This window comes from Niveispirillum sp. SYP-B3756, from assembly GCF_009495745.1.
Taxonomy (GTDB): domain Bacteria; phylum Pseudomonadota; class Alphaproteobacteria; order Azospirillales; family Azospirillaceae; genus Niveispirillum.
Window position 1 is genome coordinate 561,727 of record NZ_WIDQ01000002.1, and the last position, 11,756, is coordinate 573,482.

At 63.4% G+C, this 11,756-nt stretch carries 12 protein-coding genes; 4 read left to right on the top strand and 8 right to left on the bottom strand.

The window, feature by feature from the left end; all coding sequences use genetic code 11:
* Positions 1-4: 4 nt before the first annotated feature.
* Genes GE253_RS06370 through GE253_RS06380 form a run of 3 tightly spaced genes read right to left on the bottom strand, consistent with a single transcriptional unit; the run spans position 5 to position 3,577 of the window.
* A complete protein-coding gene (locus GE253_RS06370; RefSeq protein WP_153203279.1) occupies positions 5-1,561 on the bottom strand; it encodes a 2-oxo acid dehydrogenase subunit E2 in 1,557 nt (518 codons plus the stop codon).
* Positions 1,562-1,579: 18 nt separating this feature from the next.
* Positions 1,580-2,593: an alpha-ketoacid dehydrogenase subunit beta gene (locus tag GE253_RS06375; RefSeq protein WP_089290529.1), complete on the bottom strand. Its 1,014-nt coding sequence runs from the start codon at positions 2,591-2,593 to the stop codon at positions 1,580-1,582.
* A 15-nt stretch (positions 2,594-2,608) separates the two neighbouring features.
* Positions 2,609-3,577, bottom strand: coding sequence for a thiamine pyrophosphate-dependent dehydrogenase E1 component subunit alpha (locus GE253_RS06380; RefSeq protein ID WP_153203280.1), 969 nt, complete (start codon positions 3,575-3,577; stop codon positions 2,609-2,611).
* A gap of 299 nt (positions 3,578-3,876) precedes the next feature.
* Between GE253_RS06380 and GE253_RS06385 the strand changes: the two genes are divergently transcribed.
* The gene (locus GE253_RS06385; RefSeq protein WP_173012530.1) at positions 3,877-4,641 is read left to right on the top strand and encodes a TetR/AcrR family transcriptional regulator; all 765 of its coding nucleotides are present in this window, start codon (positions 3,877-3,879) and stop codon (positions 4,639-4,641) included.
* 155 nt (positions 4,642-4,796) lie between these two features.
* Here GE253_RS06385 and GE253_RS06390 read toward each other — a convergent pair whose 3' ends face one another.
* The 3 genes from GE253_RS06390 to GE253_RS06400 all read right to left on the bottom strand — a co-directional run bounded on the left by GE253_RS06390 (position 4,797) and on the right by GE253_RS06400 (position 6,926).
* Entirely contained in the window at positions 4,797-5,588 is a 792-nt protein-coding gene (locus GE253_RS06390; protein ID WP_211101363.1) for an SDR family oxidoreductase, read from the bottom strand.
* Positions 5,589-5,595: 7 nt separating this feature from the next.
* Positions 5,596-6,009, bottom strand: coding sequence for a nuclear transport factor 2 family protein (locus GE253_RS06395; RefSeq protein ID WP_153203282.1), 414 nt, complete (start codon positions 6,007-6,009; stop codon positions 5,596-5,598).
* A gap of 65 nt (positions 6,010-6,074) precedes the next feature.
* A complete protein-coding gene (locus GE253_RS06400; protein ID WP_153203283.1) occupies positions 6,075-6,926 on the bottom strand; it encodes an enoyl-CoA hydratase-related protein in 852 nt (283 codons plus the stop codon).
* Between the two features lie 111 nt (positions 6,927-7,037).
* Between GE253_RS06400 and GE253_RS06405 the strand changes: the two genes are divergently transcribed.
* Both GE253_RS06405 and GE253_RS06410 read left to right on the top strand, forming a co-directional pair.
* Positions 7,038-7,352, top strand: coding sequence for a 2Fe-2S iron-sulfur cluster-binding protein (locus tag GE253_RS06405; RefSeq protein ID WP_153203284.1), 315 nt, complete (start codon positions 7,038-7,040; stop codon positions 7,350-7,352).
* 117 nt (positions 7,353-7,469) lie between these two features.
* On the top strand, positions 7,470-8,204 hold the full coding sequence (locus tag GE253_RS06410; RefSeq protein WP_348770781.1) for a TetR/AcrR family transcriptional regulator: 735 nt from the start codon (positions 7,470-7,472) through the stop codon (positions 8,202-8,204).
* Between the two features lie 4 nt (positions 8,205-8,208).
* Here GE253_RS06410 and GE253_RS06415 read toward each other — a convergent pair whose 3' ends face one another.
* Complete coding sequence (locus GE253_RS06415; RefSeq protein WP_153203285.1) at positions 8,209-9,534, bottom strand: aromatic ring-hydroxylating dioxygenase subunit alpha; 1,326 nt, start codon at positions 9,532-9,534, stop codon at positions 8,209-8,211.
* 224 nt (positions 9,535-9,758) lie between these two features.
* Positions 9,759-10,955, bottom strand: a complete 1,197-nt coding sequence (locus GE253_RS06420) for an acyl-CoA dehydrogenase family protein (protein ID WP_153203286.1) — start codon at positions 10,953-10,955, stop codon at positions 9,759-9,761.
* A 100-nt stretch (positions 10,956-11,055) separates the two neighbouring features.
* On the opposite strand from GE253_RS06420, the gene GE253_RS06425 reads away from it, so the two are divergent.
* Complete coding sequence (locus tag GE253_RS06425; RefSeq protein ID WP_153203287.1) at positions 11,056-11,739, top strand: TetR/AcrR family transcriptional regulator; 684 nt, start codon at positions 11,056-11,058, stop codon at positions 11,737-11,739.
* Positions 11,740-11,756 lie beyond the last annotated feature (17 nt).

Consider the following 11,756-nt stretch of genomic DNA (forward strand, 5'->3'; position numbering starts at 1 on the left):
CGAATCAGCTCAATAATCCCAGCGGCTGTTCCAGATGCTGGCGCAATGCTGCCAGGAAGCGGGCACCCACCGCCCCATCAATGGCGCGATGGTCGCAGGAGAGCGTCACCGACATCACCGAGCGGAAGCGCACGCCGCCATCACTGGCTTCCTGCGCCTCCCGCCTTGTGGCACCGACGGCCAGGATGGCGGCCTGCGGCGGGGCGATGATGGCCTGGAAATGCCGGATGCCGAACATGCCCAGGTTGGAAATGGCGAAACTGCCATCGCTCAAATCCTGTTGCGTCAGCCGCCGGTCGCGGGCGCGGGCAGCCAGCCCCACCGCCTCTGCTGCGATGGTGCGCAAGGGTTTGCCCCCGGCATCGCGCAGCACGGGCGTGACCAGCCCGCCCTCAATCGCCACGGCGATGGCGATATTGGCCTGGGTGAAGCGGCGCATTCCTTCATCGGTGAATTGCACATTCACATCCGGCACATCGCCAAGCGCCAGGGCAGCGGCACGGACGATGAAATCATTGACAGAGATTTTTGGCCCCGCCATGGCGTTCAACTGACCGCGTAAGCCCAGCAGATCATCCATCAGGATATCGGCGGTCAGATAGAAATGCGGTACATCCCGCTTGGCCGCCGTCAAGGCTGTAGCAATGGCGCGGCGCATGGCGCTGTGCGGGATCAGATCGCTGGCAGCAGTCGGCGCAGGGGCTGGCGGCGGGGAGGCTGCGGCGTTGCGCACATCCTCCTTCGTTGCGTGGCCCTTTGGCCCTGTCGGCGTCACGCTGGACAGCGGGATGCCCAAATCCGCCGCCAGCTTGCGCGCCGCCGGTCCGGCGGGTGGGGTGGGGGCTGCTGCCGGGGCTGGGGCCAAGCCGCTGGCGGCGGCGTGGCGTTCCACATTGTCCACATTCACCCGCCCGTTCCGCCCGGTGCCGGACAGGCGGGACAGGTCAATGCCCAGCCGGTTGGCCAGCCGGATGGCGCGGGAGGTGGCATGGATCGACCGGTTGTCGATGATTGCCGGTGCAGTGTTTACAGGCGCTGAAGCAGGATGGTTGGCCAGATAGGCCTCCACATCCTCCTGATTGATGCGGCCGTTGCGCCCGGTACCGGTCAGGCGCGACAGGTCCACCCCATGCCGATTGGCGATGCGCCGGGCGATCGGGGTGGCCGATACCGTCTCGTTCCGGCGCTCCAGATCGGGGTCGCTGACGGCCACCGGCTCGGCTACCTCCTGTGACCGGGTGTCAACCCGGGCCGGTTCCGCCTGTGGCGCTGCTATGTCCCCCCGGATGAAGCGGTCAATATCGGCATCCGTCACCCCGGCATCAGCGACGATGGCAATCAGGGCGCCGACGGGCAGGGTCTGGCCCACGGGCGCCACAAGGCGGCGCACCGTGCCTTCCAGATCGGATTCCAGGGTGTTGACGATCTTGGCGGTTTCGATATCGACGATTTCCATGCCGCGGGAAAGGCTCTGCCCCTCCACGACGTGCCAGTTGGAAATCGTCCCTTCCGACATTTCCAGGCCCCATTTGGGCATGATGATCGGGGTGATGGCGTTCATCGCGTCGTTCCCCCTTTATCAGCGGCTGCCAAGCACTTTGCGGATGGCGGCTTCAATCTTTTCCGGCGACGGCAGATAGGCGGCCTCCAACTCCCGCGCAAATGGCACGGGCGTGTGCGGGGCTGTCACCTGGATGATCGGGGCTTTCAGATGGTGGAAGGCCTTTTCCGCCACCATGGCGGCGATATCAGCGGCGACGGAGCAGCGCGGTGGGCTTTCATCCACCACCACCAGCCGGCCCGTGGCCCGCACGCTTTCCAGAATGGTTTCCTCGTCCAGCGGGCTGGTGGTGCGCGGGTCGATCAGGTCGCAACTGATCCCCTCCGCCGCCAGCTTGTCCACCACGCCGATGGCCAGCGGCACCATGCGGGCCAGGGCCACGACGGTGACATGTTCGCCCTCGCGCACCATCGCCGCCTCGCCAAAGGGGATGGTGTAATCCCCGTCCGGCACCTCGCATTCGTCCATATAGAGCGATTTATGCTCGAAGAAGATCACCGGATCATCATCGCGGATGGCGGTTAGCAACAGGCCCTTGGCGTCATAGGCGTTGGACGGCACCACCACCTTCAATCCTGGAATGCCGGTCAGCATGGGATAGATCGTCTGTGAATGCTGGGCCGCCGCATTCATGCCGCCGCCGCAGGTCATGCGGATGACCAGCGGCGTGCGCGCCTTGCCGCCGAACATGTAGCGGAACTTGGCGGCCTGGTTCAGCAACTGGTCCAGACAGACGCCGACGAAATCGGCGAACATGATCTCCGCCACCGGGCGCAGGCCGGTCAGGGCCGCGCCATTGGCGGCCCCGACGATACAGCTTTCACTGATCGGCGTGTCGATCACCCGGTCTTCGCCGAAGCGGGGCAGCAGCCCCTTGGTCAGGCCGAAGACACCGCCGGCAGCCTCCCGCTCACCCGAGGTGCCGCCGGCCCCGCCGGACACATCCTCCCCCAGTACGATCACGCGGGGGTCGCGTTCCATTTCAAGATGCAGGGCGTCATTGATCGCCTGGCGCATGGAAATTTTGGGCATGGGTCAGGCTCCCGCTCAATAGCTGATATAAACGTCGGTCAGAACGTCGGCTTCGGTGGGGGCAGGGGCGGCCACCGCTTCGCGCACGGCGCGGTCGATCAACTCCCGCACCTCACTTTCCACCTGATCCAGATCGCTGCCGGGCAGCAATCCTGTCTCCGTCACCCGCTGGCGGAAGATTTTCAGGCTGTCGTTTTCGGCGCGCAGCCGCGCCACCTCATCCTTGGCGCGGTAAAGTTGCGGGTCGCCTTCGAAATGGCCGAAGAAGCGGGTGCATTCGGCATAGACGGCGCAGGGGCCGCCGCCATTGCGCGACAGTTCCGTCGCCTGACGCATCGCCTCATAGACGGAAAAGAAATCATAGCCATCGGCCTGGAACACCGGCATCCCGAAGCCTTCGGTGCGGCGCACCATATCCCGGCCGCCAACGGCGTAGCTGAAGCCGGTATGTTCGCTATAACCGTTATTCTCCAGCACGAAGATTTTCGGCACTTTCAGCACCACGGCCATGTTCATGGCCTCGAAAACCGTGCCCTGGTTGCTGGCACCATCGCCACTGAACGACACGGCGACGCCGCCGGTCTTCAGCACCTTGGCGGTGATGGCGGCGCCCACGGCGATGGGCGGGCCACCGCCGACAATGCCATTGGCGCCCAACATGCCCTTATCCAGGTCGGCAATATGCATGGAGCCACCCTTGCCCTTGCACAAGCCATCCTGCCGGCCATAGATTTCCTTCATCATACCGATGACGTCACAGCCTTTGGCGATGCAATGACCGTGGCCGCGATGGGTGCTGATGATCTTGTCCTTTTCCGTCAGGTGTTCGCACACCCCGACGGCCACCGCCTCCTGCCCCGCATAAAGGTGGGTGAAGCCGGCAATGCCGCCGCGCTGGATATCGACATGGATCCGTTCCTCAAACTCCCGGATCGTCACCATCTGGCGGTAGGCCCGCAGCATCTGCTCGCGGCTGATCTGCATGGAAATCTCCCTGTTGCGTCAGGCAGAAGGGGCGGCTGTTGCGGCCGTTTCCCGCTGCCCCGGACCGTGCCCGGCACCTGAGCCGGTGGTCCGATCCTCCCGAAGAATGATTTTTGATTCACTAGTCATATTAACTTTTCAGCATCCCCCCGTCAATGCCACTTTCTGAGTCCCGGTAACCATGTTGCGGGGCAAGAGGGTGGATTGAGTTGCGGCGTTGAGTGTGACAAAATGATTATAGAGTCATTAGTCATGTATGCTAATGACGCCTCGTTTTCGCACAAATCCCAGGTCTGCCCGTGCCGCCCAGAAAAGCCAAAACCACCGCCCCATCGGATGAACAGGAACCAGCTCCCGGCCGCCGCCGGCGGTCGGAAGCGCAGGTCCAGAAGAATGAGGAGACGCGGACGCGGCTGTTGAATGCCGCCGCCCGCGTTATCGGCAAATATGGCTATGCCGGCTGTTCCATCGCCCGTGTCGCCGCCCGGGCCAAGGTGGCGCACGGCACCTTCTATCTGCATTTCAAATCACAGCAGGATCTGTTCGACCAGTTGCTGCCCGCCTTGGGCGCGGAGATGCTGGAGGTGATCGGCAAGGCGGTGCGCGACAGTAAAAGCCTGATCGAGCTGGAACATCGCGGGCTGGTGGCCAATTTCGATTATCTGGTGCAGCATCCCTATCTGCACCGGGTGACGTCGGAGGCGGAGCTTTACGCCCCCGTGGCCTATCGCCAATATTTTGAGGAACTGGCCAAGCCCTACAAGAAGTCGCTGCGCCGGTCGATGGCGGCGCAGAGCCAGCCGGCCTTCAGTGAAGACCAGTTGGATGCCGTCATCTCCATGTTGCTGGGTGCCCGCTATTACCTGCTGACGCGGTTCTGTGTGGAGGGTAACAGCCTGAAACCGCTGACCCCGGAACTGACGCAAACCTATCTGCGCTTCGTCGCCGAAGGTTTGGGCGTGAAGCTGGACATGCCGGCAGAAGCGATAGCGGCGCCAGCGGCAGAGGTGGTGCCGCTGGCGCCGCGTCGTAAGCGCAAGGTGGCGGGGCAGGGGGACGATTAGAGTTTGTCAGGTTTACGCTCAATCACTTTCCACCGTCACCCCGGCGCAGGCCGGGGTCCATTTCGTAGAGCAAAGCGCCTTTGATTCTGGACCCCGGCCTGCGCCGGGGTGACGGTAGAGAAGGGATGATCGGTTCAATCTAAACCTGACACACACTAACCCCCCGCCGCCCGCGCAATCGATGCCGCCATCTCCTCCTTTGTCGGGTTGCGGCGCAGGGTCAGCCCGCCATTGACCTGGAGATTCTGGCCGGTCATGAAACATTCGTCGGATGCCAGGAACACAGCCGCCGCCGCGATATCCTCCGACGTGCCGATGCGGCCCAGCGGATATTCCGGCAGGAACGCCTCTGTCAGGCCGGGAATGGCCATATGCCCCGCCGTCATCGGCGTGGCGGTCAGGCCGGGGGAGATGGAATTGGCCCGGATGCCGCGCTGCCCGAATTCATGCGCCACGACGCGGATAATGTGATCCGTCCCTGCCTTGGCCCCCATGTAGGCGGCATGGTCATTCAGCATGATGGTGGCGGTGGCGGAACTGATCTGGATGATCGATCCGCCCCGGTCCATGGCCCCGATCACCGCCTGATAGAACATGAACGGCCCCTTGAACTGAAGCGCGCTCATCTGGTCGAACTCTTCCTCCGTCGTCTCCAGAAACGGCTTCAGCAGGCCCCAGCCGGTGGCATTCAGGGCGATATCGACATGGCCCAGCTTTTCCTTGGCAAAGGCGGCCAGGGCGAAAACCTGTTCCCGGTCGGTGATGTCGCAGAGGGCGGCGTGGCCGCCGATCGCCCCAGCCAGCCGCTCCAGCTCCTCCCGCTTGCGGCCGGCGACCACAACCGTGGCCCCTTCGGCGGCGAAGCGGCGGGCGATGACCTGGCCCATATTGTCTCGATTGGCGGCACCGACGACGATGGCACCCTTGCCGGCAAGACGTCCCATCATGCCCCCCTTAAACCCAGTAACGCACAGAGAAGGTGCGGGACTTGAAGGCCCAGCGCCCGTCGATCTTCACCAGGATGTCGTCATACTGGCCATGGGTGCGTCGGGCCACGCCCTCGGCGTCGGTATAGGATTCCGCCGTATACATGCGGGCCGTGGCCTGATCGCCCGCCACCACAATGGAACCGGGCAGTACCAGAAACACAATGTCGGGATAATGTTTCATCGCCGCCACCCAGGCATCAACGATGGTTTGTTTGCCAGACAGTTTCTCCATCCCCGGCACATGCGGCAGGCACCAGAAACTGTCTTCCGCCCAGGTTGAGGCCCAATCCTCGGCATTATGCTGGTTGACGGCATCCGCATAGATTTCATTCAGCTCGCGGATGGCCAGCCGGTCTTCCACCGGTCCCGTGAACGGCATTGTTTCCTCCCGATTTCCATGGATCACGGTGCCGGTTTGACCGGCTGTGATGACATATTGTTGATTTATGATTCGTTAGTCAGAATGAAGCGCGAGTCTTGGCTTGTCAAGTCCGGGCGGCTGGTGAAATCCGGCTTCCTTTTGCCCAGGAAAGCCCGCAGCCCCTCGGCAAACTCGGCACCGTTGGCACGGGCGGTGAACTGGTCCTTTTCTGCCTGCAACTGCGCCAGGAAGGCGGCGGTCAGCGGCCCGCGCAGCAGTGCCTTGGTCGCGGCATGGGTGCCAAGCGGTCCGTCGGCCAACCGTTGCGACAGGGCGTCCACCGTGTTGGCCAGCGCATCGGCGGCCACCACTTGATTGACGATGCCTAGCCGGTGGGCCTCCGCGGCGCCGAACCGGTCGCCCAGCATCACCAGCGCGCTGGCCTGTTTCAGGCCGCACAGGTGCGGCAGCATCAGGGTGGCCCCACCATCCGGCGTGGCGCCCAGATGGCAATAGGCCAGGGAGAAGCCTGCATTTTCTACGGCGATAGAAAAATCGCAGGCCGCCGCCAATCCGATGCCGAAACCGGCCACCGGCCCATTGATGGCGGCGATCACCGGTTTCGGCATCCGCCACACCCGCTCCACCGCGCCATGGGCGTGGTCGATCAGGCGGCTGAAATAGGTGCTGCGGGCGGCGGCCGGGCCGTCCAGCGTCTGGGCGAATTCCCGCACATCGCCGCCGGCCATGAAGGCGCGGCCAGCCCCCGTCAGCACGATGGCGCCCACCGTTTCATCCACCGCCAGCCGTGCCAGCGTCTGATCCAGGGTGCTGGCCAGCGCCATGTCCAGGGCATTCAACGCATCGGGGCGGTTGAAGGTGACATGCGCCACGGCCCCCCGCTGTTCAACGCCGACCACATCTGCAATCGTCATGTCTCCTGCTCCTCCCTTTTGCCTTTGTCCGTCTGCGCCAGACGGCACTTGACGTTAGCCCCTGTCGATATGATTATGATCAATGAATCATAAGTCAATAAAGGAAGCGCCATGACCCTGATCCAGGTAACCGACCGTGATGGAACCCGGCACAGCCTTGACGCCCCCGATGGCGACAGCCTGATGGTGGCCCTGCGTAATGGCGGCCTGTCGGTAGAAGGTCTGTGCGGGGGGAACATGGCCTGTGGCACCTGCCATATCCATGTGCTGAATGCCATGGAGGGTCAGTTGCCGCTGGTCAGCGCGGATGAGGCGGCCTTGCTGGCCGACCTGCCCGATACCATGCCGCAGTCGCGTCTGGCCTGTCAGATCCCGGTCGGCCCAGCGCTGACCGGCCTCTCCATCGTGGTGGCCCCGGATGACTGAACGGCCTTATTAGGCCGCCCCGGTTGAACCGCGGCCCCTTCCGTTGCTATCATCGCCTTGAAATCAGCCTCGGCCGGCAGTCGTCCGGTGGCGAAGCAGGGTCAAGGAGTGGGGACGGTGGCGGTCAGCGCACAGGGGCGGAAACGGAAGCCATCTGCCGAGAAGGTGGAAAAGAATGAGGCCACGCGCCTGACTTTGATCGAGGCGGCGGCCAAGATCGTCGGGCGTTATGGCTATTCCGGCTGTTCCATCGCGCGGGTGACGGCCAAGGCCAAGGTGGCGCACGGCACCTTCTATCTGCATTTCAAGTCACAACAGGAACTGTTCGACCTGCTGCTGCCCACATTGGGGGCGCGCATGTTGGACAAGATCAGCGATGCCGTGCGCAACGCCACCTCCCTGCTGGAGGTGGAGCGGCGGGGGCTGGAGGCGAATTTCGCCTATCTGGTGGCCCATCCCTATATGTACCGCCTGATGATGGAGGCGGAGCTTTTCGCCCCCACCGCCTTCCGTGCCCATGTTGACATGCTGCTGGAACGCTATGTCCGGTCGCTTCGGCGCAGTCTGAAGGACCAGGAACCGCCGCTCTATAGCGAGGCGGAACTGGAACAGGTGGCCAGTATGCTGATGGGTGCGCGCTCCTATCTGCTGATGCGGTTCTGCGCGGTTGATGGCAAGATCCGGCCCCTGTCGCCGGAGATGCTGGATACCTATCTGCGCTTTGTTGCCACGGGCCTGAAGGCTGGGCCGCTGGACCCGGTGCCGGAAGCGGTGCCAGCGGTCGCACCAGCGGCAGAGGCACCGCCCAAACCCGTCCGTCGCCGCCGGGTCACGGCGGTGACGGAGGCATAGGGCATCAGCGCCGGCCCTCAATATAATCGTTGATCATCTCGTGGAACCGGCGGACCCGGGCTTCCTGGCCGGTCAGATAGGCATCCTTGAAGCCACGGGAGCGCAGGCCCCGCTGCTGCCCCACGGCGATGGAGAGATCCTGATCGGCGACAAAGCCCAGGCTCTGGTCGCCATGGCTGAATATTTCATGTTCCGCCTCTGCCAGGCAACGCGGACCCACCGGGGTCATCGCCTCCGTCTGGCCTGGCACCACCGGTACCATGAACCAATGATCGAACAGGCATTTCTCCGGATCGGTCGGGTGCGGCTGCGGCCGCAGCAACTGGAACCCGTCCGCACTCATGGTCAGGGAGACGTTGGGGAACAGGGTGTAATGGTGATAATCGGTCAACTGGTCATCATCCAGCAGATCATAATGGGCAAAGCCGCGTTCCCGGCCCAGGCGTCGCTTCTGTTCCTGTAAGGCCCGGCGGGCATCGCGGGCATGGCCCTGAAAGGCGGCGGGGTCCAGATCCCAGGCGCGCAGGATATCATCCAGCGGCTGGGCCACATCGGTGACGCTCTGCGCCCGTAGAGAGGGCATCCCGCCCTTCATCCGCATCCGATTATGGCCGGACGGGTAAAGGTCGAACAGCGTGTCCTGATAGGCATCCTCAATGAAGGTCGACAGTTCGGGATGCAGGGTCGGCAGATGGTAGCTTTCATTGAAATTGTCGTGAATGACCTTCCAATTGCAATTGACCTCTGCCGTCAGGTACAGCACGCGAACCTGCTGATCCATGCTGTATTTTTCAAATTGTGCGGCCACAGGGTCGAGATAGTGGCGCAAGGGTGGGGCTGCTGGGTCCATGTTGAACCAGACGAAACCGCCCCAGACCTCGCATTTTATGGCGGACAGCTTGACCTTGCCGCAGGGGTTTCCCTGGGGGAAATCATCGGGGTCTTGAACCCGGCAGGTGGTGCCGGCCCGGTCGAACTGCCAGGAATGATAGGAACAGGTAAAGACCTTGGCATGGCCCAGATCGCCATGCACCAGCCGGTTTCCCCGGTGGGGACAGACATTGTAGAAGGCGGCGACCGATCCATCCTCCTGCCGGACCATCAGGATGCTCTCCTGCCCGATCGCATGGGTGATGTAATCGCCCGGTTCCGGCAGGTCGGCCGCCCAGCCCCCGATATGCCAGATGCGCGTCCACATTCGGTCCCATTCCAGGGCCATGAATTCCCGGCTGGTATAACGGCTGCCGGTGATGGGATCGCCGCGCAAGGACGGCGGCGTGGGGGAGGGGTCGACGGCGGGCTGGGGCGGCTGGCTGTTGATCACGGACATGGGGTTGCATCCTCCGCTGTTCGATTGCGGCCGAGCGCCGCTTATTCATGATTGATGAGTCATTGATCAATGTATGACCAGCCGAACCCGCCGTCAACGACCCATGCAGGGCCGTCAGCCCAGTACCTTTGGATGGCTGATCGACAAGGGTGCATCCTGACCTGACCGCCGGGCCAGCCAGTCGGCAAGGCCCTGCAACTGCGCGGGTGACAGGGAAGCGGTGCTCATGACCACCCCCAGAACGCGTCCCCTTCGGCCAGATAGGACCGGCTCAGCACCATCTTGTGCACCTCCGACGCGCCATCGACCAGCCGCGACTGCCGCGCATAGCGGTAAATCCATTCCAGCACCGTATCGCGGGAATAGCCGCGCGCGCCGCAAAGCTGGATGGCGGTATCCACCGTGCGCGACAGCGTGTCGGCCACCTGTACCTTGGCCATCGACACTTCCTTGCGGGCGAAATGGCCGCGATCCAGTTCGGCGGCGGCCCGCATGGTCAGCAGGCGGGAAATCTCGATCTGCATCGCCGCTTCGCCCAGCATCCACTGCACCCCTTCATGCTCGGCGAGCGACATTCCGAAGCTGTGGCGTTCCTTCACATAGGCACCGGCAATCTCCAGGCAGCGCTTGGCAAGGCCGGTCCAGCGCATACAATGGGTCAGCCGGGCGGGGCCCAGGCGGATCTGCGTGGCTTTCAGCCCGTCGCCGACATGCATCAGCACGTTTTCGTCGGCCACCTCCAGCCCGTCGAAGATCAGCTCGCAATGGCCGCCATGTTCCTCCGGTCCCATGATGGGGATGCGGCGTTCAATGCGCCAGCCGGGCTGGTCGCGGTCGAACAGGAAGGCGGTCAGGCCCTTGCGCGGATCGTCAGAGGTGCGGGCCAGCAGGATGAAATGCTGGGCGACACCAGCCCCGGTGATGAACCATTTATGGCCATGGATGACCCAGCGCCCGTCCCGGCGTTCCGCCCGGGTACGCATCATTGACGGGTCGGACCCGCCGCCGGGATGGGGTTCGGTCATGGCAAAGGCGGAGCGTACCCGCCCTTCGACGATGGGGTCCAGCCAGCGGCGCTTCTGCGCCTCCGTGCCCACCTGATGCAACAGCCGCATATTGCCATCATCGGGGGCGGCGGCATTGAAGCAGACGGGGCCGAAGATGGAGCGGTTCATCTCCTCATAACAGGCGGCAAGGCCGGTGAAGGGCAGGCCCTGGCCGCCGGCTTCCCGTGGCAGTTGCAGGGTCCACAGGCCGGCCGCCTTGGCCTTGGCACGCAGGGCGGCCAAGGGCCCCTCGGCAATATTCTCATGCGCGTCCCAGTGGCTGCGGTCGGCTTCCACCGGCAGGATTTCCGCTTCCACGAAATCCCGGATGCGGCGGCGATAATCCTCCAGGGCGGGGGGCAGCGCGAAATCCATGGCGAGGGTCTTTCAAAAAAGCGAGCGCTCGTTTTATATCGTCATTCGGCTTCGCCGGCAATGGCCGTTCATGCTATGTCGGGCGGCGAAGGGGGCCGATATGGACAGTTACAGCACGTTCCAGCAGGAATTCGACCTATCGATGGCGGCGCTGTGCGGCCGCATTCTGGAGCGGCATCAGGCCACCATTAGGGTACGCAAGGCTGATACGGCGGTGCCCAATCTGGTGCGGATCATTGAGACCACCCTGGCCCTGTCCAACCGAAACGGGTTCCATCCCATGTCGCTGCGCGACCTGTCGGAACAGTCGGGCCTGTCGATGGGCGCGCTCTACAGCTATTTCGACAGCAAGGACACGCTGCTGCTGATGATCCTGGGGCAGGTGGTGGATGCCATCGGTCTGGTGCTGACCGCACCGGATGTTGCGACCGGTGATCCGCTGGCGCGGCTGCGCGCCCTGATGGCGCGCCATGTCTATCTGACAGAAACCATGGGCCCCTGGTTTGTTTTCGCCTTCATGGAAGCCAAGGCCTTTGGCAAGCAGGGGCGTGAGATGGCGGTGGAAAGCGAATTGTGGACGGAAGGCCTGTTGCGCGACGTCATCGCCGATGGCATCGATGCCGGCCGCTTCCGCCCGGTCGATCCAACCATGGTGGCCGCCCTGATCAAGCCGATGCTGCAGGATTGGTATGTGAAGCGGGCGAAATACCGCAAACGCGGGGTGGGGCCGGATGCGTTTGTCGCGGTGCTGGTGGATTTGGTGGGAAATATGTTGCGGGCATAGTCTGCTCAACCGGGCCC

What these genes read in the sequence shown, in the direction of transcription:
- GE253_RS06375 (WP_089290529.1), bottom strand. Translation starts at nt 2,593, where the DNA reads ATGCCCAAAATTTCCATGCGCCAGGCGATCAATGACGCCCTGCATCTT.
- GE253_RS06415 (WP_153203285.1), bottom strand. Translation starts at nt 9,534, where the DNA reads ATGTCCGTGATCAACAGCCAGCCGCCCCAGCCCGCCGTCGACCCCTCC.
- GE253_RS06370 (WP_153203279.1), bottom strand. Translation starts at nt 1,561, where the DNA reads ATGAACGCCATCACCCCGATCATCATGCCCAAATGGGGCCTGGAAATG.
- GE253_RS06400 (WP_153203283.1), bottom strand. Translation starts at nt 6,926, where the DNA reads ATGACGATTGCAGATGTGGTCGGCGTTGAACAGCGGGGGGCCGTGGCG.
- GE253_RS06420 (WP_153203286.1), bottom strand. Translation starts at nt 10,955, where the DNA reads ATGGATTTCGCGCTGCCCCCCGCCCTGGAGGATTATCGCCGCCGCATC.
- GE253_RS06425 (WP_153203287.1), top strand. Translation starts at nt 11,056, where the DNA reads ATGGACAGTTACAGCACGTTCCAGCAGGAATTCGACCTATCGATGGCG.
- GE253_RS06390 (WP_211101363.1), bottom strand. Translation starts at nt 5,588, where the DNA reads ATGATGGGACGTCTTGCCGGCAAGGGTGCCATCGTCGTCGGTGCCGCC.
- GE253_RS06405 (WP_153203284.1), top strand. Translation starts at nt 7,038, where the DNA reads ATGACCCTGATCCAGGTAACCGACCGTGATGGAACCCGGCACAGCCTT.
- GE253_RS06395 (WP_153203282.1), bottom strand. Translation starts at nt 6,009, where the DNA reads ATGCCGTTCACGGGACCGGTGGAAGACCGGCTGGCCATCCGCGAGCTG.
- GE253_RS06380 (WP_153203280.1), bottom strand. Translation starts at nt 3,577, where the DNA reads ATGCAGATCAGCCGCGAGCAGATGCTGCGGGCCTACCGCCAGATGGTG.